27 protein-coding genes and 1 pseudogene are annotated in these 25,890 nt (G+C 39.0%); 11 read left to right on the forward strand and 17 right to left on the reverse strand.

The window, feature by feature from the left end; genetic code table 11:
* The first annotated feature begins 86 nt into the window (after positions 1-86).
* Positions 87-1,163 carry an FUSC family protein gene (locus tag ABC371_RS00185; RefSeq protein ID WP_412895012.1) on the forward strand — a complete coding sequence of 359 codons (1,077 nt, stop codon included), beginning with the start codon at positions 87-89 and terminating at the stop codon, positions 1,161-1,163.
* Between the two features lie 29 nt (positions 1,164-1,192).
* Here the strand turns inward: ABC371_RS00185 and nikC are convergent, their stop codons facing one another.
* From nikC to ABC371_RS00230, 9 genes are all read right to left on the reverse strand, one after another.
* The gene (nikC, locus tag ABC371_RS00190) at positions 1,193-2,083 is read right to left on the reverse strand and encodes a nickel transporter permease (RefSeq protein ID WP_412895013.1); all 891 of its coding nucleotides are present in this window, start codon (positions 2,081-2,083) and stop codon (positions 1,193-1,195) included.
* 216 nt (positions 2,084-2,299) lie between these two features.
* Positions 2,300-3,304 (reverse strand): ABC transporter permease, encoded by a 1,005-nt coding sequence (locus ABC371_RS00195; protein ID WP_412895014.1) that lies wholly within the window; start codon positions 3,302-3,304, stop codon positions 2,300-2,302.
* A gap of 85 nt (positions 3,305-3,389) precedes the next feature.
* Entirely contained in the window at positions 3,390-5,024 is a 1,635-nt protein-coding gene (locus ABC371_RS00200) for an ABC transporter substrate-binding protein (RefSeq protein WP_412895015.1), read from the reverse strand.
* Between the two features lie 63 nt (positions 5,025-5,087).
* Positions 5,088-6,053 (reverse strand): ABC transporter ATP-binding protein, encoded by a 966-nt coding sequence (locus ABC371_RS00205; protein WP_412895016.1) that lies wholly within the window; start codon positions 6,051-6,053, stop codon positions 5,088-5,090.
* Complete coding sequence (locus tag ABC371_RS00210) at positions 6,025-7,041, reverse strand: ABC transporter ATP-binding protein (protein ID WP_412895017.1); 1,017 nt, start codon at positions 7,039-7,041, stop codon at positions 6,025-6,027. Before ABC371_RS00210 ends, ABC371_RS00205 begins: the two co-directional genes overlap by 29 nt.
* Positions 7,042-7,217: 176 nt before the next feature.
* Positions 7,218-8,969, reverse strand: coding sequence for an ABC transporter ATP-binding protein (locus ABC371_RS00215; RefSeq protein ID WP_412895018.1), 1,752 nt, complete (start codon positions 8,967-8,969; stop codon positions 7,218-7,220).
* Between the two features lie 78 nt (positions 8,970-9,047).
* Positions 9,048-9,578 (reverse strand): nucleoside tri-diphosphate phosphatase, encoded by a 531-nt coding sequence (gene ntdP / locus ABC371_RS00220; protein WP_136379427.1) that lies wholly within the window; start codon positions 9,576-9,578, stop codon positions 9,048-9,050.
* Between the two features lie 178 nt (positions 9,579-9,756).
* On the reverse strand, positions 9,757-10,011 hold the full coding sequence (locus ABC371_RS00225; protein WP_412895019.1) for a YgaB family protein: 255 nt from the start codon (positions 10,009-10,011) through the stop codon (positions 9,757-9,759).
* Between the two features lie 328 nt (positions 10,012-10,339).
* Entirely contained in the window at positions 10,340-10,516 is a 177-nt protein-coding gene (locus ABC371_RS00230; protein ID WP_412895020.1) for a gamma-type small acid-soluble spore protein, read from the reverse strand.
* 182 nt (positions 10,517-10,698) lie between these two features.
* Between ABC371_RS00230 and ABC371_RS00235 the strand changes: the two genes are divergently transcribed.
* Positions 10,699-10,920, forward strand: coding sequence for a cytosolic protein (locus tag ABC371_RS00235; protein WP_412895021.1), 222 nt, complete (start codon positions 10,699-10,701; stop codon positions 10,918-10,920).
* Between the two features lie 18 nt (positions 10,921-10,938).
* On the opposite strand, the gene mutY is transcribed toward ABC371_RS00235, so the two are convergent.
* A complete protein-coding gene (mutY, locus tag ABC371_RS00240; RefSeq protein ID WP_412895022.1) occupies positions 10,939-12,018 on the reverse strand; it encodes an A/G-specific adenine glycosylase in 1,080 nt (359 codons plus the stop codon).
* Between the two features lie 202 nt (positions 12,019-12,220).
* Here mutY and ABC371_RS00245 point away from each other — a divergent pair, with 202 nt between their 5' ends.
* The 3 genes from ABC371_RS00245 to ABC371_RS00255 all read left to right on the forward strand — a co-directional run bounded on the left by ABC371_RS00245 (position 12,221) and on the right by ABC371_RS00255 (position 13,774).
* Positions 12,221-13,204: a metal-dependent hydrolase gene (locus tag ABC371_RS00245; protein ID WP_412895023.1), complete on the forward strand. Its 984-nt coding sequence runs from the start codon at positions 12,221-12,223 to the stop codon at positions 13,202-13,204.
* Between the two features lie 160 nt (positions 13,205-13,364).
* A complete protein-coding gene (locus tag ABC371_RS00250; RefSeq protein ID WP_136379421.1) occupies positions 13,365-13,523 on the forward strand; it encodes a small, acid-soluble spore protein K in 159 nt (52 codons plus the stop codon).
* Positions 13,524-13,621: 98 nt separating this feature from the next.
* The gene (locus ABC371_RS00255) at positions 13,622-13,774 is read left to right on the forward strand and encodes a YpzG family protein (protein WP_116354056.1); all 153 of its coding nucleotides are present in this window, start codon (positions 13,622-13,624) and stop codon (positions 13,772-13,774) included.
* A 35-nt stretch (positions 13,775-13,809) separates the two neighbouring features.
* Here ABC371_RS00255 and ABC371_RS00260 read toward each other — a convergent pair whose 3' ends face one another.
* A complete protein-coding gene (locus ABC371_RS00260) occupies positions 13,810-14,127 on the reverse strand; it encodes a YfhH family protein (RefSeq protein ID WP_412895024.1) in 318 nt (105 codons plus the stop codon).
* A gap of 1 nt (position 14,128) precedes the next feature.
* Positions 14,129-14,950 carry a recombination regulator RecX gene (recX, locus tag ABC371_RS00265; protein WP_412895025.1) on the reverse strand — a complete coding sequence of 274 codons (822 nt, stop codon included), beginning with the start codon at positions 14,948-14,950 and terminating at the stop codon, positions 14,129-14,131.
* Between the two features lie 99 nt (positions 14,951-15,049).
* Between recX and ABC371_RS00270 the strand changes: the two genes are divergently transcribed.
* The 6 genes and pseudogenes from ABC371_RS00270 (at position 15,050) to ABC371_RS00295 (ending at position 18,561) form a co-directional block, all read left to right on the forward strand.
* Entirely contained in the window at positions 15,050-15,958 is a 909-nt protein-coding gene (locus tag ABC371_RS00270; RefSeq protein ID WP_412899229.1) for a TIGR01777 family oxidoreductase, read from the forward strand.
* 326 nt (positions 15,959-16,284) lie between these two features.
* Complete coding sequence (locus ABC371_RS00275; RefSeq protein WP_412895026.1) at positions 16,285-16,842, forward strand: GNAT family N-acetyltransferase; 558 nt, start codon at positions 16,285-16,287, stop codon at positions 16,840-16,842.
* Positions 16,843-16,934: 92 nt separating this feature from the next.
* The gene (locus ABC371_RS00280; protein WP_116354095.1) at positions 16,935-17,054 is read left to right on the forward strand and encodes a YfhE family protein; all 120 of its coding nucleotides are present in this window, start codon (positions 16,935-16,937) and stop codon (positions 17,052-17,054) included.
* Between the two features lie 107 nt (positions 17,055-17,161).
* On the forward strand, positions 17,162-17,350 hold the full coding sequence (locus ABC371_RS00285; protein ID WP_412895027.1) for a YfhD family protein: 189 nt from the start codon (positions 17,162-17,164) through the stop codon (positions 17,348-17,350).
* Positions 17,351-17,511: 161 nt separating this feature from the next.
* Positions 17,512-18,024 (forward strand): annotated as a pseudogene (locus tag ABC371_RS00290) (peptidoglycan recognition protein family protein); the annotation flags it as partial.
* A 54-nt stretch (positions 18,025-18,078) separates the two neighbouring features.
* Entirely contained in the window at positions 18,079-18,561 is a 483-nt protein-coding gene (locus tag ABC371_RS00295; RefSeq protein WP_412899230.1) for a peptidoglycan-binding domain-containing protein, read from the forward strand.
* Between the two features lie 192 nt (positions 18,562-18,753).
* Here the strand turns inward: ABC371_RS00295 and larC2 are convergent, their stop codons facing one another.
* From larC2 to ABC371_RS00320, 5 genes are all read right to left on the reverse strand, one after another.
* A complete protein-coding gene (gene larC2, locus ABC371_RS00300) occupies positions 18,754-19,230 on the reverse strand; it encodes a nickel pincer cofactor biosynthesis protein LarC2 (protein WP_412895028.1) in 477 nt (158 codons plus the stop codon).
* A 219-nt stretch (positions 19,231-19,449) separates the two neighbouring features.
* A complete protein-coding gene (locus ABC371_RS00305; protein ID WP_412895029.1) occupies positions 19,450-20,679 on the reverse strand; it encodes a multidrug effflux MFS transporter in 1,230 nt (409 codons plus the stop codon).
* Between the two features lie 521 nt (positions 20,680-21,200).
* Positions 21,201-22,682 (reverse strand): MFS transporter, encoded by a 1,482-nt coding sequence (locus tag ABC371_RS00310; protein WP_412895030.1) that lies wholly within the window; start codon positions 22,680-22,682, stop codon positions 21,201-21,203.
* Positions 22,683-23,061: 379 nt separating this feature from the next.
* Entirely contained in the window at positions 23,062-24,255 is a 1,194-nt protein-coding gene (locus ABC371_RS00315; RefSeq protein WP_412895031.1) for an MFS transporter, read from the reverse strand.
* A 293-nt stretch (positions 24,256-24,548) separates the two neighbouring features.
* Positions 24,549-25,625, reverse strand: coding sequence for a Gfo/Idh/MocA family protein (locus ABC371_RS00320; RefSeq protein WP_412895032.1), 1,077 nt, complete (start codon positions 25,623-25,625; stop codon positions 24,549-24,551).
* Between the last annotated feature and the right edge of the window lie 265 nt (positions 25,626-25,890).

Consider the following 25,890-nt stretch of genomic DNA (forward strand, 5'->3'; position numbering starts at 1 on the left):
TCATTGTATGATACTGTATTGGTTTAGATTATGCAGAAAAGGCTAAGTATAAGAAAATAGCTTTTTTATAGAAAGGATTCGAAAAAATGAAATTTGGTGCCCGCATGCTAAAAACGGGAATTGCCATTACACTTGCGTTAATGTTAGCAAAGCTTTTGGATTTGCCTTCACCAGTATTTGCAGGGATTGCTGCTGTTTTTGCGATTCAACCTTCGATTTACCGCTCTTATTTAACGGTAATTGAACAGGTTCAAGCAAATGTTATTGGTGCAGTCTTTGCCATTTTGTTTGGTTTGTATTTTGGCAATAATGCATTTATCATCGGACTTACCGTCGTTCTTGTTATCGCGATTAACCTTAGGTTTAAAATGGAAAAAACAATCTCTGTTGCGATCGTCACGGTCATCGCCATTATGGAGAGTCCGAGCGAGCAATTCGTTCAGTTTGCCAGTTTAAGATTCCTCTCCATCTTACTGGGGATCCTATCGGCATTTGTTGTTAATCTCGTTTTTCTTCCACCTAAATATGAGAAAAAACTATATGATGCAATTGTCGAGCAATGTGAGGAAATTTTCAAATGGGTGCGAGTGAGTACCAGACATGCTTCTGAGTACAATACATTAAAAGATGACATCGATAAAATTAAAGAAAATATCATTCAGATTGACCAGCTATTTCTCCTTTATAAAGAAGAACGGAATTATTTTAAAAAGGTAGAATATGAAAAGTCCAGAAAGCTTGTTTTGTTCCGACAAATGATCACTTGTACAAATCGAGCATTGGATACACTAAAAAAACTGCACAGGCATGAAAATGAACTGCAGGAATTGCCGATTCCGTTTCAACAATTATTTGTAAAAGAAATCGATGATCTGATCCATTTTCATGAACAGATCTTGTTAAAATTTGTTGGTAAGGTGAAGGTTCAGGCTCCTGAAGAGTTAATCGAGGATTTTTCATTTGATCGAAAAAAAGTAATTGATACATTGTTCGCACAACACCGGCCAGGCGATGAAGAACATGAAGAAGCTTGGTACCATTTAATGACACTTGTTTCAGCCATCTTTGAATACTCGGAACAGCTTGAGAGATTGGATACATTGGTAGATAGCTTTCAAAGTTTCCACAACGAAGTGATTGTAGAGGAAGCAAATAAAGAGTAAAAAACAGCTAACACGAGTTAGCTGTTTTTTCATTGTTTCATTTTGGGATCTAGTGCATCCCGCAATCCATCACCCATTAAATTAAATCCAAGCACGGTCAGCATAATAGCGATTCCCGGGAAAATCATCGTCCACGGGGCCTGGGTTAAGTAATTCTTTGAATCTGCAAGCATCTTCCCCCATTCGGGATTAGGTGGCTGTGCTCCCATTCCTAGAAAACCAAGTGCAGCCGCTTCAATAATAGCTGTTGCAATTGCCAGGGATGCCTGGACGATAATCGGTGCCATACTATTTGGCAAGATATGTTGAAATAAAATTCTCCGATCTTTCATCCCGACGGCTCTGGCTGCGGTGATATATTCTTCTTCCTTGACGCTTAACACCCTCGATCGAATCAACCTTCCGAAGTTTGGTACATTAATAATCGCAATGGCAATTAACGCATTGCGAAGTGAAGGTCCAAGAATCGCAACAATGGCAAGTGCTAGTAAGATACTTGGAAAAGCTAGTAAAATATCAAATATGCGACTAATTAAGTTATCCACCCAGCGACCGTAATATCCGGCAAGAATGCCGAGCAAGCTTCCAACAATGGCTGAACCTAATACCGCAAAAAAGCCAACCCGCAATGAAATTCTGGCCCCATAGATAATCCTTGATAAAATATCCCTTCCAAAATCATCGGTTCCAAGCCAATGATCACTGGATGGCGCCTGAAGTCGATTAGCCAGATTTTTTTCATCAATCCCTTGAGGGGCGATGAGCGGTGCAAAAATGGCAAGAATGATAAATAAAAAAACAATACAAGTCCCAACAAGGGCTAATTTATTTTTACAAAAGCTTCGCCACGCTTCCTTCCATGGCGATACAGCCTCATCCCTTTTTTTCAAAGGTAAATCTGTTCGTGCTAGCTCTGCCATCTTCTCCCTCCTTCCTTTTTGAAGTTCAAAAAGTCCGGTGAAAATGACGCATCGAATTTCTTCGTTGGCTTGCTTTTCCGTTCCTTGGAAAAGAAAATCGCTTTTCCTGCGTGCAAGAACATCTGCTCACGTATTAACTACATACGTTCCGCTACTCAAAGCTGCGCCGCCTCGAACTTCTCGGTCCTTTTCATCCTCCTATTTGAACACATATCATTAGCGATATTTAATTCGCGGATCGATAACCGCATATAAAAGGTCAACGATTAAATTAATAAAAACAAAGAAGGTCGCAACCACTAATATCCCTGACTGAATCACCGGATAGTCGCGGTAATTGATGGCTTCATAAATATATCGTCCAATTCCTGGCCACCCAAAAATGGTTTCCGTTAGGATCGCTCCTCCAAGCAATAAACCGGTTTGTAAACCGATGACCGTTAAAACAGGGATAACTGCATTTTTCAAAGAGTGCTTGTACACGACCCAGAACATTTTCACTCCCTTTGCACGTGCTGTTCGAACAAAGTCTGACCGCATGACTTCAAGCATGCTTGAGCGAGTAATCCGTGCAATTATTGCCATTGGAATAGTTGCTAGCGCAAAACTTGGGAGAATTAAATGCTTTAAGACTGTTACAAATTGGTCAGTTCTCCCATTCAGTAATGTATCAATTAAATAAAGGCTTGTGACAGAGTCAACTGGGTCACGCACATTTTCCCTGCCCGTAGTTGGCAGTAAATCTAGTTGCAATGCAAACGCCCATTGCTCCATTAAACCTAACCAAAAAATAGGCATAGACACACCAATTAAAGCAAGGATCATAGCAATGTAATCAAACCATGAATTTTGAAACCAAGCACTTATGATACCTGCGTTAACGCCTATTACAATTGCAATAATCATCGCAACAATGGTTAGCTCAATTGTAGCTGCAAGATATGGCCAAATCTCCGCACTTATAGCTGTCTTGGTCCGGATTGATTCCCCTAAATCACCGGACAACAGCCCCTTTATATACTCGAAATATTGAATGTACAACGGTTGATCAAGACCCAGTTTTGTGGTTAATGCGGCGATGGACTCCTCTGTAGCACGCTGTCCAAGCATGATTTGTGCAGGATTTCCGGGGATTAGGTGAATGATTGAAAAGACTACAAGTGTCATGCCAATCAACACTGGGATGACCATTCCGATTCTTCTTAGCGTATAAGTGAACAAGGTTATCACCCCTTTTGTTTGAAAAATAGACACCAAAGAGGAGTAATGAAAACTCCCCTTTGACATCTCTCAAACTTTCAATTTCTTATTCGAACTCAACCTTCGTTAAAATATCCGACCCAGTTGGGTGTGGGAGTAATCCTTTAAGATTTTTCTTTCCAGCCAACAACGGTGTTGAGTGAACAAGTGGCGCCCATGGAGAGTCCTCATGGATGATTTCTTGTGCTTTTTTGTATAGTTCATTACGTTGCTCTTGATCAGGAATGGTTTGTGCTTCTATTAGAATATCGTGAAGCTCATCATTGCTGTAATATGAATAGTTATTGCTTCCAATGCTATCCTTATCTAATAAAGTATAGATAAAGTTATCCGGGTCACCATTGTCCCCTGTCCAACCAAGCATATAGGCATCAAATTCACCTTTAGCCGCTTGCTCTAAATACGTTCCCCAGTCAACTGTTTTAATTTCTGCTTTCACACCAATTTCTGCGAAACTTGATTGGATGACTTCTGCTACCTTCATTCCATCTGGCATATAAGGGCGTGGTACAGGCATTGCCCAAAGTTCCATTTCAAATCCATCTGGGTAGCCTGCTTCAGCTAATAATTCCTTCGCTTTCTCTAAATCATATGGATAGGGTTCAATCTCATCATTGTAGCCTTCTAATGCTGGTGGTAGTGGATTTTTCGCAGGCTCTGCAAGTCCACCATAAAACGCCTCAATAATTCCTTCTTTATCAATCGCGTGGTTCAGTGCTTGACGAACAAGTTTATTATCAAATGGTGGTCGAGTCACTGTAAAACCTAAATATCCAACGTTCATTGAAGGACGCTCAAACGTTTGAAGGTCCGGATTTCCTTGAATCTGTTCAAGATCAGATGGGTTCACTCCATCCATTAAATCGATTTCGCCAGCTAGCAATGCATTTAAACGTGCAGAGTTTTCAGGGATTGATCTAAAAATGATTTTTTCTAGCTTCGGATAGCCTTCCATCCAATAATCAGGATTTTTTTCTATCGTAATTCTGTCGTTTTCTTTCCATTCGACAAATTTGAAAGGACCCGTACCTACTGGATTTTTCATAAAATCATCCCCATATTTCTCAAGTGCAGCCGGGCTTGCCATACCAAATGGAGACATCGCTAGGTTCTTTAAGAATGGCGCTTGAGGACGATTTAGCGTGAATTTTACCGTATAATCGTCTTCGGCTACTACCTCTTTAATCACGTGTCCTTCATCCCCTTTGAATCCACCAAACATGGTGTAGTAAGGGAATTGATCGGCATCTCCATTCATCCAACGCTCGAAATTCTTCACCACTGCATCCGCATTAAAATCTGTTCCATCATGGAACTTGACACCTTCACGTAGCTTTAATGTATATTCAAGACCATCATCGGAAGGTGTCCATTCTGTTGCTAGACCGGGTTGTAAAGTTGTATCTTGCTCTCCATAATTAATTAACGTTTCGAAAATATTCACTGTAACCTTAAAGGTTTCCCCTTCTGTTGTTGTAATCGGATCTAAAGACACAGAGTCCCCACCGCGCCCGAATACAAGCTCAGTTTGTACCTCTGCTGATGGTGTTTCTCCTGTTGGCTTTTCTCCCTCATTCGGACTTTCATTTCCTTTTTCACTTCCTCCATTACAACCGACTAAAGCTGTTGATACTAGGAGTAGGAATAGAAATGAGAGTAATACCCCTTTCCTCTTAAACAAAGAAATTCCCCCTTAAAAGCTATATTTTTTATCATGATTGTTACAAGCCACTCTAAGGTTGTTCTAATAGAGATGACAAGCAACATAATGACCGTCTTCCACTTCCTTAAACTCTGGATGTGTCGTTTTGCAAATCTCCATGCAACTCCGACATCTTGTGTGAAACGCACAACCCGCAGGTGGGTTGGAGGGGCTTGGTATCTCCCCGGTAATGCCCGCTGTCTCGTTTTTATAATCCGGGTCCGGAATTGGCACCGCTTCCAATAATGCTACTGTGTATGGATGAAGAGGCTTGTTATACAGCTTTTCGCTTTCTGTCAATTCTATGATTCTTCCTAAATACATGACGCCCACTCTATCACTTATATGCCGGACTACCCCTAAATCATGTGCAATAAATATATAAGTCAAGCCATATTTCTTCTGTAAATCTTCCATGAGGTTTAATACCTGTGATTGAATCGAGACATCGAGCGCAGAAACAGGCTCATCTGCAATAATTAGAGATGGATTGGTCATTAACGCCTTTGCAATACCTATGCGTTGACGCTGACCTCCACTAAATTGGTGCGGATAGCGCTTCGCATGATAACTACTTAAACCGACAACCTCTAGCATTTCTCGTATTCTACGTTTTCTTTCCTTTTTGTCTCCAATCCCATGAACAATCAGGGGTTCCTCTAGTATTTTTTCGACTGTATGTCTTGGGTTAAGGGACGCATATGGATCCTGAAAAATGATTTGCATGTCACGCCTTAGCTTTCTCATCTCAAGTTTTGATAGATTCGTAACGTCCTTCTCGTTAAATAGAACCTGGCCATCCGTTGGTTCCAAAAGCCGTAAAATCAGTCGCCCTGTTGTGGATTTTCCACATCCACTTTCCCCAACGATTCCTAATGTTTCACCCTTATTTACAAAAAAGGAAAGCCCGTCAACCGCCTTTACGTCTCCTATCTTTTTTCCAAACACGCCCCCCTGGATTGGAAAATACTTTTTTAAGTTATGGACTTGTAGTAAAGGTTGTGTCATGATTGCTTTCCTCCTCTCCAAACTGTAAAAAGCAACGAACACGATGTCCGTTATCATCGACATTGTAAAGCTCAGGATTATTTATAAAGCAGCGATCAAACGCATGCTCACAGCGTTCTGCGAATCGACACCCCTGTTTAATCGAACCTGGCTTTGGTACATTCCCCGGAATGGAATAAAGTCGCTCATTTTTATTGCGGATATCGGGTACTGATTTTAACAAGCCTTTCGTATATGGATGCTTAGGACTTTTAAAAATGGACGAAACTTTCCCTTCTTCTACAATCTTTCCGGCATACATAACCACGACTCGCTCACAAATTTGCGCAACAACACCTAAATCATGGGTGATCAACATGATCGCCGTATTCATTTCATCGTTTAATTTTTTCATCAGCTTTAAAATTTGGGATTGGATTGTGACGTCTAAAGCAGTCGTAGGCTCATCGGCAATTAATAGTTTTGGATTGCAGGCCATAGCCATTGCAATCATCACTCTTTGCCGCATCCCCCCTGAAAGTTGGTGTGGGTAATCGTTCATTAATTCTTCCGCGCGTGGGAGACCGACCCGTTTCATGATTTCAATTGCCCTTGCACGCGCTTTTTTCTTGTCCCATTTCATATGAATCTTGATTCCCTCTACCATTTGATCCCCAATTGTAAACAGAGGATTGAGAGATGTCATCGGCTCCTGGAAGATCATTGCAATCTCGTTTCCTCTAATTTGGCGCATCTTTTTCTCAGAGAAATGAACAAGATTTTCACCATTAAAAATAATTTCGCCTCCCACAATCTTTCCAGGAGGAATTGGAACTAGTCCCATTATGGATAACGATGTGACACTCTTTCCGCATCCTGATTCTCCAACTACCCCCAAAATTTCTCCTTCGTTTATATGAAAATCAACATCGTCAACTGCTGGTATTTCCCCTTCATCGGTAAAGAAAGAAGTACGAAGACCCTTGACCTCGATTATTTTTTCCCCCATCCACTCCACCTGCCTTTACAAGAAGTTTTATTAACAAGTTGTCTTAAATATTACCTCAATGTAAAAAAAGGCTTCGAGATTTGAAGGGATTTTTCCGCTATTATCCGACAGCATTTCCCTGGAAATAACAAAGTTTGTCGAATGAAAAAAGACACGGAAATGGATATCCGTGTCTTTTAATCATCTAATTGTTGAACCTGGAATAGGTCGTAATAATGTCCTTTTTTGCTCATTAATTCAGAATGTGTGCCGATTTCGACGATTTCCCCGTGTTCAATGAGGACAATTTTATCTGCATGTGTGATCGTTGATAATCGGTGTGCAACGATGAAGGTTGTTCGATTTTTAGCAAGTTCCTCTAGTGATTCCTGAATTAAATGTTCACTCTCAAGGTCCAATGCCGAAGTGGCTTCATCCCAAATCAATAATGGCGGATTTTTTAAGAATACACGAGCAATTGCAATCCTTTGTTTTTGACCACCTGATAGCTTGACGCCTCTTTCTCCTACTTTTGTATCATAGCCTTGTGGAAGATTTTCGATAAATTCATGGGCATTTGCCGCTTTAGCCGCTTCAATAATCTCCTCGTCAGTAGCTCCCGGTTTACCGAGAAGAATATTATGCTTAACTGATTCACTAAATAAAAAGGTATCCTGATGAACCATCCCGATTTTATCGCGGAGGCTTCTTACCTTATAGGAGCGGATATCCGTTCCATCTAAAAGAATCCTTCCATCTGTCACATCATAAAACCTTGAAATTAAGCTAACGAGTGTCGATTTTCCGCCACCACTCATTCCAACCAAGGCAACGGTTTCCCCGCTTTTAATATCTAGATTGACATCCTTTAATACAATTTGATCATCGTCATCATCCCCATAGGAGAATGAAACATTTTCAAACTTCATATTCCCGGATACATTTTTACATTCAACTGCATTAGGTGCATCGACGATATCATATTTTTCATCAATAAATTCAAAAACCCGGTCCATTGACGCGAGTGCCTGTGTTAATGTTGTCGATGAGTTCACGAGTCGTCTTAACGGATTATAGAGTCGGTCTATGTACGCAACAAACGCAACCAAAGTACCAACTGTTAAATTTCCTAGAATGACCTGATATCCAGCATACCCAATCACGAGAAGTGGTGCGATATCCGTAATGGTGTTAACGACTGCAAAGGTTTTCGCATTCCAGTTTGTATGGTCTAATGCTTTCTGAAGAAAATTACTGTTTTGCTTATCAAAAAGCTTTTGTTCATGGTCTTCAATTGCAAAGCTTCGGATAACAGGAATCCCTTGAACCCGTTCATGAAGATACCCCTGCACCTCTGCTAGCGCTTGTGAGCGAGCACGTGTCAGATGACGAAGTCTACCATAAAAATACTTAATCGAGAATCCATAGAGTGGGAACAAAATGATAGACACGATAGTTAATGGAACGTCCAATGTCAGCATAATGCCAATGGCAATAAAGATAGTAAAAAGATCAAGCCACAGGTTCATCAATCCTGTGATAACAAAGGTCTTTGTTTGTTCTACATCATGAATAACCCTTGAGATCACTTCACCCGCTCTTGTGTTGGCATAATATCGAAGACTCAGCTTTTGAATATGGTCAAACAGCTGGTCGCGGATATCATATAGTATTTTAGTGCCGACCCATTGCGCATAATATTGGCGATAGTATTCGACAGGTGGTCGCAGTACAAGAAAAATAAAGAACATGATTCCCATTGCGAGGAAAAGCTTTGATAGTTTTTCATCCTGCGTAAGTTCTGCTGCAATAACATCATCCAATACATATTTCAGTAACAATGGTGTGAGCATCGGAATCGAAAATTTAATTATCCCAATAATGATCGTAATCAAGATTTGAAACCGGTACGGCTTCACGAATTTCATATAACGTCTAGTACTCCCCAAACCCCTGACCTTCCTTCAAGTTGTGTTCTTATAAAATGTTAAAACCTGTTGCTTATTTCAACAGGTTCTCCTAAATTGTTAACTTCGATAAGTTAAATAGCGCTCATACCAAATATCTATAAAGTCTGGTGCGAATGGACCTTTTCGTCCACGAATCCATTGGATAAGCTTGTCTACATTATTTTTTAATATCTTATCGATTACATCTGGATAATTCATTTCACGACGATGTTTTTCATATTCATCCTCATCTAGTAGGATAAATGTCATATCTGGGAAAACCTTAATATCCAAATCATAATCAATATATTTCAACGCTTCGTCATCGGATATGAATGGAGAACTGATGTTGCAATAATAGTACACACCGTCCTCACGTATCATTCCAATAATATTAAACCAATGGCGCGCATGAAAATAACATATAGCCGGTTCACGTGTAATCCAAGTACGACCGTCGGATTCAGTCACGGTTGTGCGATCATTTCCGCCAATTACAAGGCTCTGTGTTCCTTTTAGCACTCTCGTTTCTTCCCACACACGGTGAATATGGCCATTATGTTTATAACTATGGATTTGTATTTTATCTCCTTCCATGGGAATACCCATTTTCTCTCCCTACTTTCACTTTGGGCAGCTTTGTCTTATACATATTCAAATTTCATTTATGAAATCTCCCTTATCGAAAGTATAAAAACAAAGAAAAACCTTTTTCTATTATTATAACGGTTCAACTAGTATTTTAAAACTAAAGAGCCATCGGAAATTTTCGATGACTCCTCTTTGTTTAGACTGTTTGTTGCAATTTGCCCTGATAGGATTGGATGACTTCTTCGGTTTGTTTTTGAAATAAGTCATGAATTTGCACAAGTTCTTCCTGCATACGTTTAATCTCTTCTTGTATCGTTTCGAGCTCTGTTTCTTTTTGAAGTTCTAAAATTTGAGACTCTAGTTCCTGGCATCTCTCAATTTCGGATTGAATGAAAAGTAGCTTGTCCATTGTTTTTAACTGTTCACCAACAAGCTCATTAAAATTGCTCATCTTGGTATCCTCCTATTGTCTATGAACCATCATTATTGTTATTACCTATTATTTCTTTAAATAGACTTAATTTCCTTTGTCTTTGTATGTAGGAATATAGGAGGTTTTGTCAGATCAGAAGGAAAAACCCTTCATCTGGCTTATGAAGAACTTTTCGGGGGGGCTCCCTAGCCGGAATGGTCTTCATCCCGCTTTGAAGGACTTTTTGAGCAAGTTCCCTCACCTGAATGTCCTTCATTTATTTAACCAGCTTTGGGCACATCACTAAAAAACACTTCCAACGCATGCTTGGAAGTGTTTTGTGTTAAGTATAAATATCTTGTTTATGTTAGCCTTGGCCTTTGTTAGACTGTGACTGTTGGTTTTGGCGTCTTACTTCTTGAGCATTTGTTTCGCTAGCAAACTCCGTACCGTATTGACCACCAGCACCTTGAGATTGAGCGTTTTGTTGTCTTACTTGCTCAATGTTTGTTCCAGCTGAAGATTTGTTTGGTTGTTTAGCCATTGTTATCACCTCCACGACCATTAATTTGTCCCAGATGTGAAATTAATATCCCTAAAAAAATATATTTGATTTTTAGGATAATTTTTCTACAATTGGATAATCTTATTATGAACAAAGGAATTAATAGTGAGGGTTCAAAGTAGAGACTTTTTGAACACCCATCAAAAGGAGGGTAATTGAAGATGTATTCTGGTCGTGACATGACTCATTTATCAATGATCCCAAAAAATGAATGGAAGGAAAGCGAATTAGCTTTTTTCCACCATTCCTTTCAACAAATTGTTCCATATTTAAATGCGGAGGGGCAGTCCCTTCACCGCGAAATTATCCAAGAAATTGAAGCCAGAGGCGGTTTCTATCGTAACCATGACTATACGAGTGATATTAGGATGTCGTATGACTGAATGAAAAAAGGAGCTTTCTCATCGATTGAGAAAGCTTTTTAGTATTTTTTGATGGGAGACAGGGAATGTATACTCCTCTAGCTCCTTTAAACTGACAAGTTTTAGAGTGTCTGTTTCTACTACGGATCCTTCTATTTTCCCTTCAAAAACAGTTATATTCCAAATCAGATGGGAAAACACATGTTGAATCGTTGTAAATGCTTGTCCCATTTTTGCATCAACTTCATATTCCTTTTTTAAAAATTCACCCAACTGTTCTTTTGGCGCTTGAAGATCTAAAATCGTTTCGTGATTTGGAAACTCCCATAAATTTGCTAAAAGTCCTTTTTCCGGACGTTTATGAATGATAAATCGCCCCTCTTCGTCTTGCAAGACAACTGCTGCCATTGAAACAGCGGTTGGCGCTTTTTTCTTACTTTTTACAGGGAGTTCTTTTTGGACGCCCTCCGCAAAAGCCCTGCAGTGATCACGAACCGGGCATAGTAGGCAGGCCGGGTTTCCAGGAACGCAAATTAATGCGCCTAATTCCATTAATGCTTGGTTAAAAGCAGATGGATTTTCTTTTGAAATCAGTTCTCTTACAATGTCTTCAAACAATTGACGGGTTTTCGGTTTTGCAATGTCATCCCAGACGGATAAAATCCTTGAAAGAACACGCATCACATTACCATCGACGGCTGGCTCAGGGATTCCATACGCAATACTTAAAATGGCCCCAGTTGTATACGGTCCGACACCTTTTAGACTTGAAATTTCCTCCACCGTGTTAGGTACTTTGCCACCATACTCTTGCGCCACTTCTTTAACTGCCGCATGTAGGTTTCTCACCCGTGAATAATAGCCCAAGCCTTCCCATGCTTTGAGAACTTTTTCTTCGTCAGCATCTGCAAGTGCCTCAATTGTTGGAAACTTGGAAATGAAATTCTCAAAATATGGAATGACGGTATCGACTCTTGTTTGTTGGAGCATGATTTCAGAAACCCAAACTTTATATGGGTCCTGATCCTGTCTCCAAGGCAGTTCCCTTTGTTCGTTTTCAAACCACCCAATTAAATCCTTTTGGAATTCATTTATTGAAAAATCTTCTAACATTTTCATTAATTTTTACCATTCCCTCTCACAAGGTGTTATTATTATCAAAAACGCCTTAGCGATTTCTGCTCGATTTGAAAATCCGCTACTTGCTTTACCCATTTTCAGTAGTAGTCCACAACTGCTGAATAAAGGTATCATAATTTATTTAAATAGTTGATTTTGGTTACATTAATCATAGACGCGTATGGAAAAGGAGGTCCCATTTTTGGACACAGGAACACATATTGTTATGGGTCTTGCGTTAGGTGGTATCGCCACTCTTGACCCAGTTGTAACAGTCAACCCCGCTACTACTCATGCTGTTCTATTTGGAACGTTAATTGGTTCACAGGCACCAGACCTTGATACCATACTTAAATTGCGTAACAATGCTAATTATATAAAAAATCACCGTGGAATCACACATTCCATTCCGGCCGTGCTACTGTGGCCCATTTTAATCACAGGCGCTCTTTATTTCTTTTTCCCAGAAGCTAACCTTCTACATCTCTGGATGTGGACCTTTATCGGTGTGATCCTCCATGTATTTGTCGATATTTTTAATGCATATGGAACACAGGCATTACGTCCATTTTCACATAAATGGGTTGCTTTAGGCGTTATCAATACATTCGATCCATTTATTTTCTTGCTTCATATAGCAGGGATTATTGTTTGGAAGCTTGGCTTACATCCGGGAGTTACTTTTTTCTCGGTTTATGCCATCCTGTTTGTCTATTATATCATCCGTTTTCGAATGCGAAATAAGGTCGAGTTAGGGGTTCGGGCTAAAATCGATGAAGATATCAAAGACATCATCATTTCGCCAACATATCGCTTTAATCAATGGCATATTGCAGTCGTGACCGATAAATATTTTTATGTGGCACGCTCAAAAAATTATGAAATCATCCTTCAGGACCAATTTGTAAAGCGCTCAATTCCTGATACTCCAGTTGTTAATGCGGCGAAAAAAGACAAGAACTTGGCAGCCTTTCTTCACTTTTCACCGGTCTATCGTTGGGAAATCGACGAGTATGATGATTACTATGAGGTTCGCTTTATTGATCTGCGTTATCGAAGCAAAGGGCATTACCCATTTGTCGCGGTTGTTCAGTTAGACCTTGATTTAAACATTATGACATCCTATACTGGCTGGATTTTTAGTGAAGAAAAGCTTCGTAAAAAACTTGATCTTCTTCCAAGCTGACCCATTTTCCCCATAACAACAATTGTTATGGGGATTTCCATTAATTCACGTTATCCTTTTTACATGTTAAGAAGGCATGAACTCCATACTAGTAATACGTGTTTAAAGGCGAGAAATCCCTTTTTACACGATGTCCAAATGCCCTTTAGGAGGTATTCGTATGCGAAACAAAGAACGAGGATTCCCAAATCAGAATCGTAATAAGTTTCAGGGTGAGCCTAGAGCAAAGGCTGAATACGCTTCAACAAGAGCAGATGGTTCCATTAACACACATCCACAGGAGCGAATGAAAGCTTCAAGTGAACGACACGATTTTTAAAATCACTTAACCTTCAAAGATTTTAGAAGAAAGTTTTTCGTTCATGAAAGACTGTGAACACCACTTGCTGTGGGGCCTAAAAATCGGAGGTGCGTGTAATGGGTAAAAAAGGATATAAACGAAATGAATACAACAATCCGTTCCAACAAGCATGGGCTAATCCGAAACATGCTTGGGCACAGGTGAACGGGGAAACAAGATTGACCCAAAACCTCATCATCTTGGAGCGAGAGACTAGAAAACGCTCCTAGAACATTGAAAACCAGAGAGATCCTTCTCTCTGGTTTTATTTTTTAAGAAGTAATGAAATCGGTAATGCCTCTTCTTTGTCCTCTTGCCCGACGCGGTGCCCCCATGCAAATACTCCGTTGAGGTAATGAATTTTAAAAAAACTACCAGGGTCGCCATCAATTTCATATTTTTCCCCTTTATTAAAATCGGCTGGATTTAGCATATACGCCTTAGCCATCGCTGCTTTACGTTCAAGGACAGCAAGCTCATTAACAATGCCAAGCTGTTCGGCTTTACGTGCTTGTTCTTTTAAGGTTGCAATTTCTTGTCTTAATTCAAATTCGGTCATTTGACTGTATCGTTTTTCCTGCATGTCAGTTTTCTCCGTCCTTTATGTATTCAATGAATTTGTCAATCATATCTAAATCAAAGCCTTTTCGGAAAAGGGCCGCCTTCATTTTTTGTTCGTATTCCCATCCATCTAATTTTTCATATTTACGATGGGCTTTCATCCCTTGATGCTTTAGGGCTTCCCACTCTTCATCTGTATCTTTCTCGGTTTCAGCTTCTTCCATGGCGATTTGAATAACATCCCATGAATAGCCTTTCCTTTGAAGAGTTTGCTCAAGCTTTTGTTTCGTTTGGCGCTCTGACGCTTTATTGTTTTTAGGGATTGTTTTTATAATCAGCTTAATGGCTTTTGCAATTTGCTCGTCCATCGTAAAAAGCGCAAGACTTTTCGCTAGTGTGTCCGGGTCAATTCCTTTTTCAAAAAGCTCCTGTTTAATAACCTCAGGTCCCTTTGTTGTTGTATTGATTTGCGTTTGAACATAGGCTTTTGCAAATTCCTCATCATTCACATATTTATATTCAGCAAGCTTATGCATCACATCAGGAATAATAGGATCATCTACTTCTTTTTTCTTCAGATAATCAATGACTTCCTTCCTTGATCGCATTCTATATGATAAAAAGTTCAACGCCAAATTAAAGGCTTTCTTTACTTCATCCTCAAATTGGATTTCCGTAATATCAAGGTCGTCCAGTTCCATCCCTTTTTTGAGTTGAAAGGCAATCAGGATATCTTGGTCAACGCTAAAAGCATATTCCTCTCCCTTGCCATTTCCGTAATCAAGGTAAATATTAAATCGTTCCGTGTTTTTCTTTTGAGTTGTGATTTTTGCTATAATCGCCATTTGAATTACACCTCCCTTTAATAGTAGCACAAGATTTTTGAAGGATATATGGAAAACTTATTGAATTATGTAGGAAACGAGATGGAAAGGACGAAAACCATGAAGATTGCCATTGCAGGAGGAACAGGCTTTGTCGGGAAGAGACTTACGGATTACCTTTTAGACCAAAATCATGAAGTGTTTATTTTAACGAGAAATGCTACCAAAACAAGTCATCACCCCAGGCTACATTTTGTAGAGTGGTTAAAGGCAAATAGCACTCCAGAAATTGAGCTTCAGGAGGTTGACGCTGTTATTAACCTGGCGGGTGAATCTTTGAATAGCGGAAGATGGACGGAAGCTCGAAAGAAAAGTATCTTGGATAGTAGGGTGACTGCGACAAAGGAAATTGTTCGCCTTATCTCTTCATTACCGAAAAAGCCAAAGGTATTATTAAATGCAAGTGCCGTTGGTATTTATGGAACCTCTGAGAGTGAGACTTTTACGGAAAAATCGAGTGAGGTTGGGAATGATTTTCTTGCAAATACTGTATCTGCTTGGGAACAAGAAGCAAATCAAGCCGCTACATTGGGTGTAAGGACTTGTCTCTTACGACTTGGCGTTGTGCTAGGTGCTAACGGCGGTGCTTTAACACGGATGGTTCTTCCCTATCATTTTTTTATTGGGGGTACAATTGGCTCTGGCAAACAGTGGCTATCTTGGATTCATATTGATGATGTGTTGAAAGGAATTGATTTTCTTCTTCATCACGAGAACGTAAGTGGACCTGTTAATTTCACTGCACCAAATCCAGTGCGAATGAAGGAGTTTGGTCAAACGGCAGGAACCGTGCTTCGTCGTCCACATTGGCTCCCTGTACCCGGATTTGCTTTACAGCTTTTACTTGGTGAAATGAGCATTTTAGTTTTAGAAGGCCAAAAAGTGCTTCCGAAAAAACTTGTGGAAAATGGGTTTGCTTTTACATATGATACTGTGGAAAAGGCGTTAACTAGCATTTTTCAAAGATGATTCGACATAGTCTTGTAAGATTCTACAGAAAGGTCGAAATTACCAATAATTTGATACAAAAATTTCACAAAAAACCTATTTATTTTTACAAAGGTTTCGAGTATGATACCTAAAGTGAAGTAAAAAAAATGTGATCAACAATAGAATACAAACTTAAATTTGGCTAATTCAATTGGCTAACTTTAGGGAAGGCAAATGGTGCGCCACCAGTTTCACTGGTTCTAGTGGGTTCGATTCCCACCCCGAAATTTTTTAATAACACAAAAAATTTCGAGGGTGGATCCGACACCACAGGTCCGGTCTGTCCTCATTTGGAGGGGAAACTGATGCTAAAAAAGCGTGAACTTCAAGATAGTCAAGCTCTTTATGACTTAATGGTGCACCCGGATGTCTTTCCTTTTGTGCGTCAAAAGGCATATTCTTACGAAGAGTTTTTATTTTTAACCAAGCAAACGATTGAGGCAGAAGAGCGAGGTGAACTCATTTCACGTACCATTTTAGATGAATGGGGCTCTCCAATCGGAACCATTAATTTATTCGATATCCAAGACAATGCTGGTTTCCTCGGTACTTGGCTTGGCAAACCATTTCACGGTAAAGGCTACAACCAACCAGCGAAGGATGCATTCTTTGCTGAACTCTTTTTTGAACTTGGAATTGAAACGATTTTTATGAGAGTTCGTAAGGTTAATCAGCGCTCGATGATGGCCGTTCATAAACTCCCATATGTCACTTTCGCAAATGAAACACGAAAGTCTTTGCTGGATGAACTAAATGCCAATGGCGATATTTATAACATTTTCGAAGTATCAAAGGATTTATATACCTTCCACACAATGCGTGTTGGCCATATTTCCGAGGAAGAGCATTTGAAAGAAGCTTAACATTCAAACCCGTTTTTTAACGGGTTTTTTGTTTGGAATTTTTTTGGATGGATAAAATAATACTACATTACTTAGAAAGTGAGGGAACTTTGATGCCAAAAGATAAAAGGCGTGAAAAGTCGAAAAGCACATTAAGCAGCATGCAGGCTGTAACTTATTCTAGGGAATTTAAAATGGCCGATCGAGCCGGCGGGTATACGACGAAAAAGTAATACATATCAGTATCTTCCACTTATGAAGCTCGTCATCAAGGTCATCCTATAATTGAGTAGGTTGCCATAAGCGACCTCTCCATTATTGTCTTAGGATGGTGTTGATAATGGGACGATCAAGGGGACAAAAATCACGAGATAAAAACAAAGGGAGCCTACCACAGGTTCCAAAAAATATGAAATCAGATGGTCGTGATGTCGAGTTCTCACGTGAGCTTGCTGACCAGGATGATTTAGAGGCATTAGCACGCTCTAACGCAGCCGATGCTAGAGCGAAGAAACGGAAAAAGAAATAGGTATGTTGTTAAAACCGAAGGGAAATTCCTTCGGTTTTTTCATTTTGACAACACATGCTCCCTCGTCTCCTCCATGAACCAAGCCTATTTTGGCACGTTATAAATATTAAAGGCATAAAATAAATGGATTGTAATACTCATAGTTCATGGAGGTGAATGAAATGGAGTATCCAATTACTAGAGATTATATTCGTTTTGGAAATTCACGTTCAGGTCAAAAGATTTCAAAGGTCCGTTTTATCGTAAGTCATGATACTGGAAATCCCGGTTCAACGGCCTATGGGAATCGAAATTATTTTGACCGATCACAGCCAAGTGCTTCTGCCCATACGTTTATTGATGATAAATATATATTGGAAATCATTCCGCTTACTGAGAAAGCATGGCATGTTCGCTACAATGTAACGACAGACAATCGAATGTTTGGTGATGATGCTAATGATGCAGCGATTGGTGTGGAGTTTTGTCACGGAGGGAAAATTAATTTCCAAGAGGCATATAATCGATATGTCTGGTACCATGCTTATTTATGTGACAAATTCAATTTAGATCCGAAAAGACATATCGTTGCCCATAGCACATTAGATCCTTCGCGAAGATCAGACCCACAGAATGCGCTGCGCCCACATGGTGTGTCTTGGGAAGAATTTATAAATGATGTACAAGAATCGTATAATCGCGATTTTAAAGGGATTCCGACGAGCAACCCAAAGCCTGTTGTTGGTGTAGTGTCAACACGACTTCCAATTCGAAGAGGTAATAAAGGTGCATTCGTTAAGGAAATTCAACAAGATTTAATTAAAGCTGGTTTTCCATTACCTCGTTATGGTGCGGATGGGAGCTTTGGTCCTGAAACAGAGACTGCAGTCATGCGATTTCAAAAACGATTTGGGTTAGCTGTAGATGGTCTAGTTGGTCAAGCGACTTTGAGGAAGCTTGAGGAAGTTATTAAGCAGGGCAATTCAACCTATGAAGAGTTTCCGCTTCCTGATGGCGTTTGGGGACGTGGCGACAAGGGCGAAGAGGTTCGCATGATCCAACGTGCCTTAAAGCATATCCACTTTGATCCTAAAATGATTGATGGTAACTATGGTCCATTAACGGAGGATGCTGTTCGAAGATTCCAATCGATGTATGCCGCTCTTGCCGATGATGGGATCTATGGTCCGAATACGAAAAAGTATATTCAACTGGAATTGAATGATATGTAAAATGTAACCCACTGGCTTCAGTGGGTTATTTCAATTTTGGAGCTAGTAGCAGTATTCACCTAAACACATGTAACCAGCTCTAAAAACAGTATTAATAAAATAACAACAGTAAATCCAAATTAAGAACAGTATTCTACCATTAAAAACAGTAAATGAAAAATAAAAACAGTAACAGCCGAATGGCAGCCTCTTTTACCCCCTATTGTTTATCTCCTTCCACACCTCTTCATACACTTTTTTCAATGGAACGCCATGTTCTTCGGCTATGCGTCTGCAATCTTCATATTCTGGAGACTTTTGAACTGATTCTCCCTCAAAAATTCCCTCTTTTATCGTAACTTTGCCCCACTGAGTCATCACTTCTGTAAAAGTTCGCTCGAGGCGGTGAACAGTCAAAGGATAATACCGTAAACCTAGTGTGGTGGTCTCAGCAAATAGGATTTCCTTCATTTTATCCAATTTGCTTTTTGAGCAAAGAAGCTGAAGGAGGACAGCTGGGCGATTTTTTTTCATATAGATCGGGGTGTAATAGACATCATTTGCCCCTGCATCAAATAATAAATCCATGACATAGCCGAGCCATTCGCCCGACATATTATCAAGATTTACCTCAAGTTTGATCATGCCGTCATCAACATGCTCATGATTCGGTGGAAGTTTTTTGTCCATGATTCCCTTCCCTTTCATTCGAAAATTCACTACTGCTAGTATAGCATTCGTCGAAAAAAATAGCCCGCCAGACTGGCGAGCTATCAACGTTCAATTTTTTTTCAGAACACACATGTAAAAAATTTGTATTAGTAAAAACGGCTAAAACAAAGGGGCATGAAACCTGCTAGATCAAATCCAGCTGACGCTTTGGGAAGTCTATGTTTTTATAATCATTGGTTAATTGATTTCTTTCCCTATCTTATTAGAGTGTACCTGCATAGGAGCTTTGCGAATCAATCCGTAATAAGATAAGAAAGCAAAAAAGCATGCTATAAAGATTATGATGCCCATTGGTACCGCTGAATACTCTCCAGCTAACCCGACAAGCGGAGCCGTTAAGGAGCCAAAGAAAAATGGCAGAACCCCTAATAATGCAGAAGCACTTCCAGCAATATGGCCTTGTGATTCCATTGCTAATGAAAAGGATGTTGTTGAAATAATCGAAATCGAACAAACAAAAAAGAAAATCGGCATCGCAAACAAGAATAGCGGTGCTTGTAGAAAAATGGCTAAGAGTAATAAGGCAGCAGATGTATTAGCCATAATCAAACCAATTTTTAAAAAGGTTTTTTCGGATATGAAATCAGAAAGTCGGCCAACTGACTGGCTGCCGATAATAAGAGCAATACCGTTTACACCAAATAACAAACTAAATCCTTGAGGAGACACACCATAAATATTTTGATACACAAACGAAATACCAGATACGTAAGCAAAAATTCCTGCGATGATAAAGGACTGTGTCAACGTGTAGCCTGCAAATTGCTGATCCCTTAAAAGGGTTCCAAAATTCTTTACAATCTGTGGAAGGTTGCTAGGAATACGGTTCTCCTGTGGTAGCGTTTCCTCTAACTTCCATACAACGGTCAATAATAACACTATGCCTATACAGCTCAAAACGATAAACACCCAGTTCCAATCTCCAAAGGCAAGAATCCCCGCACCCGCAATTGGTGCAACAATTGGCCCGAGATTTCCGACTAACATTAATAATGCGAAAAACTTTGTAAGCTCCCTGCCGTTATAAACATCTCGAACAATCGCCCGAGAAATCACAATCCCGCCGGCTGCCACAAATCCCTGTATAAAACGGGATGTGATAAAGAAATAAATATTAGGTGCAAACGCACAAGTTACTGAAGCAAGTATATACAGGATAAGAAAAACAAGCAATGGCTTGCGTCGCCCATGTACATCACTCATTGGTCCAATAATCAATTGACCTAACCCTAGTCCTAATAGACATGCCGTTAAACTAATTTGGACCAGTGATGCATTCGTATGATAATCTTCAACGATAGTTGGAAATGATGGCAAATATGTATCTATTGTAAATGGACCTAAAAGTCCGAGTGCTCCTAAAATAAACGCTAATTGTAAACGTTTCGCTCCAGTTAAATTTGTCAAAGTTTTTCACCACTTTCAGATCATTTAAAGTAAAAATCCTCCATTTTAGTTACCCTTATTGTTTTAAAAATTTGTTCATCAAACAAACTATTTTTTTGTAATTTAAATTACCTGAAAATTTTTTATGAGTTGAACTTTATCACCACTTGTATATTGTTGTCAATAGACTTTGATTAATAGAATAATATATTCAGATTCCTGCCATTCATGTGTTAAAAATTATCATTGTGTGAAAAAATGGCCCACCAACTGATGAGCTACCTTAAAACACTTTGCTATTTCTCACTCAGAAGGCATTGGAGGATGTATATTCACCTTTCCTATGTTTCCTTTTAATATCTGCAATTCCCTTTTGAATTTCTTGCACCATAACTGCGAGTCCATCTACCCCCGTTTCCCCCTATCAAAATAGACGTTTTAACAGGATACAAAAACCCCCCTTGTTTTAGTGTATTTCACACTAAGACAAGAGGGGTTTCTTAGTCGCTATCCTAAATAAGCGTTTACATTGCAGGCACTATTTAATTAGCAACTTTTTGATCATCATCATTTGTATGCTTGGATTTTTTCGCAGCAATTTTTGCCTGGATTTCTTCCATTTTTGTACCGTCCAGTTCGTATCGACTCATGATTAAACCAGAGATTGTTAATGCTAAAGCAGGAATACCAAATGCTAAGATAATTGTTACTACTTTAAGTTCAGGTGTTAGCACATCTTTAACTGTTGGGAACGCATCCTTAAATCCGATTAGAGCAACTGCAAAACCAACGATAGCTGGTGCTAAAGATGTGATTAGTTTATCAATGAATGAGAACATCGTTCCAATCATACCTGGTACATATCTTCCAGAAGTTGAAGTTTCATAATCAGAAACATCTGCAATCATTGGGTTTACAAGAGTTGATGGTACTTGACCAAATCCCAATGCCAAAGTGTATAAAACAATGAAAAGGATTGTTGCTAATCCTAAGTTACTCAAAGAGATTGTTGAACCATCAATCATTATAAACATTGCCATTAGTGCGATAAAAGTACCTAATGCGATCCAAGTTGAGAAAAGGAAAGCTTTTTTCATACCCGTTTTTCTTGCTTTCGCCACAGCCCAGAACGTGATCAATAATGTAGGAACAATGGTAATCATTGAAATTGTACCACTTAATCCATAATCACCGATTAAGATACCAAATAACATAACTACTACTACTGCGTGACGTAGAAGAGAGAATGCTAATTTGTCAACGGTTACAGCAGTAATCAACTTTAATAATGGTTTATTTTTTTTCAAAATTGGCCAGAAATCACGGAATTTCGTTTGAACAGTTTCCTCTGCTAATCCAAAGTATTCCTTCTTATCTTTACTTGTAAGTCCAATTACAGCTAAAACTGTAAATACACCCGCAAGGATCATAGCTATAGTGTTTAATTCTGTAAAAAGTCCCATATTGAAGTCGCCGCCATATTTTTTGATTAAATAAGACGCTACATAGACTTGTCCACCAGTGAAAAGTAATGTGTTATAAATTCCATCGAATACTGCGAATAATGGACGTTGTTTCGGATCATTCGTTAATACTGTTTGCGCTGCTTTAGTAACTGAAGTTTGACATGTATATCCAATAATGTGGATTGCATAAATTAAAATAAAGAATAATAGTCTGAATGATTCCGGGATCAAGTGTGTTACATTGTATAACACTAGTACAGAACCAGCTAAAATAATATTTCCTATGATCATAAATGGTCGAAACTTACCAAATTTACCTTCCGTTTTATCTACCATATATCCTACTATTGGATCTGTAATACCATCAAATATCCTCATTGAGGTTAGAATAGTACTTACTACCACAACCCCAATTCCTGCTATTCCAGCTGCATAATAAGATACAAACATCATGATAAACATGTAAAGATTTGTTGCTGTATTATTTAATGCAAAGAAACCAATTTCCCAAAGCCTAGCCTTATTGTATTGTTGATTATTTGTAGCAATTGTTGACATAATTAGCCCCCCTGGCGTTAACCGCTTTCAAATTAGATATTGCTTATTGTCAAACGCTTACAATTTAGTTATTAATTTCTCTACTAAACAAACAAATAGACAGATAACCAAGATATCGAATTAGATATCTTATAATTTGTTTGGCCAACAAATTAATTCTATAGTCTTATAATAAATGAAACCGCTTTTATTTACAAGACTTTTTTCTACAAATTTAATAAAACATTTTCAAAAAAATACGAATTTCATCCAATGCCTTAAAAAGCTGGGGGTTCCTTTGTTTGGGTGAATCGACTGGCGCTTTATCTACATAGATTAGAGAATAATTGACCAAGCACATAGGTTCGGTAATCACTTCAGAAGCCATTCGCTTTCTTTGTTAAATCATTGCTTTAAACTGTACTTTTGACTTTGCGTTTTTTTGCCATAGCATTGTAATGAGTAAGGTGACAACGAGTAGTAAAAGCCCTAGAATAAATGGATAGATGATTTGTACATCATATAATAATCCACCAAGTGTTGGACCTAATATATTTCCAATGCTCATGTATGCGTTATTCATTCCCATTGCAAATCCTTGTTCATTCCCTGCAAGCTTAGAGATCAATGTATTTAACACAGGACGTAAGATGGAAGTTGCTAGGAAGACGAGTAGTGTAATTCCAAAAAACATTTCAAAACTATTTGCAACCAAGGAAAGAAGAAAGCTGAATGCAGCTACTGAAATAAAAATGGTTAAGATTTTACCTTCTCCAAAGCGTGTTACCATACGATCCACAACAAATAATTGAACAATTACACTAACTAGTCCAGTCGATGTTATCATCATTGCAATTTCCTGTGGTGTTGCATTGTACTGGTTATCTACAAAAAGACCAATCACTGATTCAAAAGTCATTAAACCGAAGCTCATGACAAGTGTAATAACCAATGGAATAAAAAATGGCATTCGTACAGAGCGTACTAGCTTTCTTGCCATGGTTTCATCATCAACAGGCATGAAGCCTTCTTCCTTTTGCTGACTTTCCTTTAGGACTGCAAAGGAGAAAATAACCGATACAAGAGAAACCAATGCGGATATTAAAAATGGAAATTTTATACCGTAATCTGCAAGAAACCCACCAATTCCTGGTCCAACAACAATTCCTAGAGACATAGCCGCAGACACATAGCTGTTACCTCTTGCACGTTGTTCCATGGTTGTTATATCTGCGACATAGGCAAATATAGCGGGGACAAGAAGTGCCGCACCAATGCCACCAACGACGCGAGATGCATATAGTAACCAAATTGAATCCGCAAAATAGAAAATAAACATGGATAGTGTTAATCCTGCTAACCCGTAGATAATCATTTTTCTACGACCATATTGGTCCGTCCATTTTCCTGCGACAGGTGAAAAAATGAACTGGGCTCCCGCAAAAATAGCAATCATAAGTCCAGCAGCTTTTCCCCCCTCATTAATCGATTCGAGATAAGCAGGTAAAATAGGAATAATAATACCAAAACTTCCAATTGCGATAAACATATTGACCATTAAAATGATCATCTTTTTACGTTGGTCTCCTGTCATCGGATATCCTCTTTTCATATTTCTTATAATTAATACAAACAAAAAGACAGAAAAAACTTCTAATCTACTAAAAAACATTTAAATCGTTTGTTACCTAGTCAAACGATCTAAATCTATACCTATAAAGCGTTTGAAACCTCTTTAACAAAAGGATCGAATCTATATTTTCAGCATTTGGTTAAGAAATCCTTCATACTCAAAAAAACTGGTCAAACCAGTGTAGTTTGACCAGTTGCTAGTACCTATGTCCAGCTCCAGCGCCTTGCCCAGACAAGCACTTGTGCTTTCTTTTCTTATTTACTTACAACAATCGCTTGTTTCTGAGCCTTTAAGCATAGTTCTGCAGCTTTAAATGCATGCTCTTGTGTCATAGCATTTTCAGTGCGATTGACACAATCTAAAATAAGTTGTCCGAAGAAAGGAAAACCAACTTCTCCTCGTAACTCATAATGTTTTTCGCCTTCTTTATTCACTAGGAACAGATGATCTCCTGATTCATTTTTAGCGACATCAATATACTTTCTTAATTCAATTGTGCCTTCAGTTCCTGTAATAAATGTACGTCCATCTCCCCATGTACCTAATCCATCTGGTGTAAACCAATCTACCTTGAAAATGAAAGTAGCACCATTTTCACCTACTAGAGTTGCATCACCGTAGTCCTCTAGTTCCGGATACTCTGGGTTATTATAGTTCCCTACTTTACTGTGAAGAACGGTTGCATCTTCGTTTCCTGTGTAATATAAAAACTGTTCAATTTGGTGGCTTCCGATATCACAGAGAATGCCTCCATATTGTTCTTTCTTAAAGAACCAGTCAGGGCGACTGTCAGCATTAAGGCGATGTGGGCCAAAGCCTGTTACTTGAATTACACGGCCAATTGCCCCTTGCTTAATTAAATCCCCCGCAAAAACAGCTGCCTCAACATGAAGTCTTTCACTGAAATAAACCATGTATTTTTGACCTGTACGTTCCACTACTTTCTTTGTTTCTTCTAATTGCTCTAATGAAGTAAACGGAGTTTTATCGGTAAAGTAATCCTTACCTGCCTCCATTACCTTTATCCCTAATTCACTACGCTTATTTGGGATGGCAGCTGCTGCAACTAGTTTAATTTCCTTATCCTCTAAGACTTGCTCTAATGACTCTGCAACTTGCACTTCAGGGAATGCTTCAATAAACTTTTCTACCTTCTCAGGATCTGGATCATAGACCCATTTTAATGTTGCACCTGCCTCTACTAATCCATTACACATACCATTAATATGCCCATGATCAAGAGCAACTGCAGCAATAGGAAATTCCCCTTCTTTAACTACAGGATTTGGTTTCCCCTTTGGTGCATAATTCATTCCATCTTTACTACTCATTTGTTGAATCACTCCTGTTAGTTTATATAGTAAAAAATGCAAGCACCAAAAATTTAGATTTTCATCTTCACAAGGTGCTTGCTTATACTTTTTACTTAGTTTTCGACGTCTAGCTCCATGCGCCATCGGCTCTCTGGTCATAAGCCAATCGCTTCGGAAGGTAAAATGCACCTTCTGTCAGCGCTCGACTTATGCTTGTACTTGCACAGGAAGTGCTGACATCGACGTTTGCCACAGGACGTGGCAGTAGTTAGTCGATGTTCCA

This window comes from Bacillus jepli (assembly GCF_047238305.1).
Classification (GTDB): domain Bacteria; phylum Bacillota; class Bacilli; order Bacillales; family Bacillaceae_L; genus Ferdinandcohnia.

Coding starts and splice junctions, on each gene's coding strand:
- ABC371_RS00185 (WP_412895012.1), top strand. CDS start 87: ATGAAATTTGGTGCCCGCATGCTAAAAACGGGAATTGCCATTACACTT.
- nikC (WP_412895013.1), bottom strand. CDS start 2,083: ATGGCAGAGCTAGCACGAACAGATTTACCTTTGAAAAAAAGGGATGAG.
- ABC371_RS00205 (WP_412895016.1), bottom strand. CDS start 6,053: ATGACACAACCTTTACTACAAGTCCATAACTTAAAAAAGTATTTTCCA.
- ABC371_RS00210 (WP_412895017.1), bottom strand. CDS start 7,041: ATGGGGGAAAAAATAATCGAGGTCAAGGGTCTTCGTACTTCTTTCTTT.
- ntdP (WP_136379427.1), bottom strand. CDS start 9,578: ATGGGTATTCCCATGGAAGGAGATAAAATACAAATCCATAGTTATAAA.
- ABC371_RS00225 (WP_412895019.1), bottom strand. CDS start 10,011: ATGAGCAATTTTAATGAGCTTGTTGGTGAACAGTTAAAAACAATGGAC.
- ABC371_RS00230 (WP_412895020.1), bottom strand. CDS start 10,516: ATGGCTAAACAACCAAACAAATCTTCAGCTGGAACAAACATTGAGCAA.
- ABC371_RS00235 (WP_412895021.1), top strand. CDS start 10,699: ATGTATTCTGGTCGTGACATGACTCATTTATCAATGATCCCAAAAAAT.
- mutY (WP_412895022.1), bottom strand. CDS start 12,018: ATGAAAATGTTAGAAGATTTTTCAATAAATGAATTCCAAAAGGATTTA.
- ABC371_RS00250 (WP_136379421.1), top strand. CDS start 13,365: ATGCGAAACAAAGAACGAGGATTCCCAAATCAGAATCGTAATAAGTTT.
- ABC371_RS00255 (WP_116354056.1), top strand. CDS start 13,622: ATGGGTAAAAAAGGATATAAACGAAATGAATACAACAATCCGTTCCAA.
- ABC371_RS00260 (WP_412895024.1), bottom strand. CDS start 14,127: ATGCAGGAAAAACGATACAGTCAAATGACCGAATTTGAATTAAGACAA.
- recX (WP_412895025.1), bottom strand. CDS start 14,950: ATGGCGATTATAGCAAAAATCACAACTCAAAAGAAAAACACGGAACGA.
- ABC371_RS00270 (WP_412899229.1), top strand. CDS start 15,050: ATGAAGATTGCCATTGCAGGAGGAACAGGCTTTGTCGGGAAGAGACTT.
- ABC371_RS00275 (WP_412895026.1), top strand. CDS start 16,285: ATGCTAAAAAAGCGTGAACTTCAAGATAGTCAAGCTCTTTATGACTTA.
- ABC371_RS00280 (WP_116354095.1), top strand. CDS start 16,935: ATGCCAAAAGATAAAAGGCGTGAAAAGTCGAAAAGCACATTAAGCAGC.
- ABC371_RS00285 (WP_412895027.1), top strand. CDS start 17,162: ATGGGACGATCAAGGGGACAAAAATCACGAGATAAAAACAAAGGGAGC.
- larC2 (WP_412895028.1), bottom strand. CDS start 19,230: ATGGACAAAAAACTTCCACCGAATCATGAGCATGTTGATGACGGCATG.
- ABC371_RS00310 (WP_412895030.1), bottom strand. CDS start 22,682: ATGTCAACAATTGCTACAAATAATCAACAATACAATAAGGCTAGGCTT.
- ABC371_RS00315 (WP_412895031.1), bottom strand. CDS start 24,255: ATGACAGGAGACCAACGTAAAAAGATGATCATTTTAATGGTCAATATG.
- ABC371_RS00320 (WP_412895032.1), bottom strand. CDS start 25,625: ATGAGTAGTAAAGATGGAATGAATTATGCACCAAAGGGGAAACCAAAT.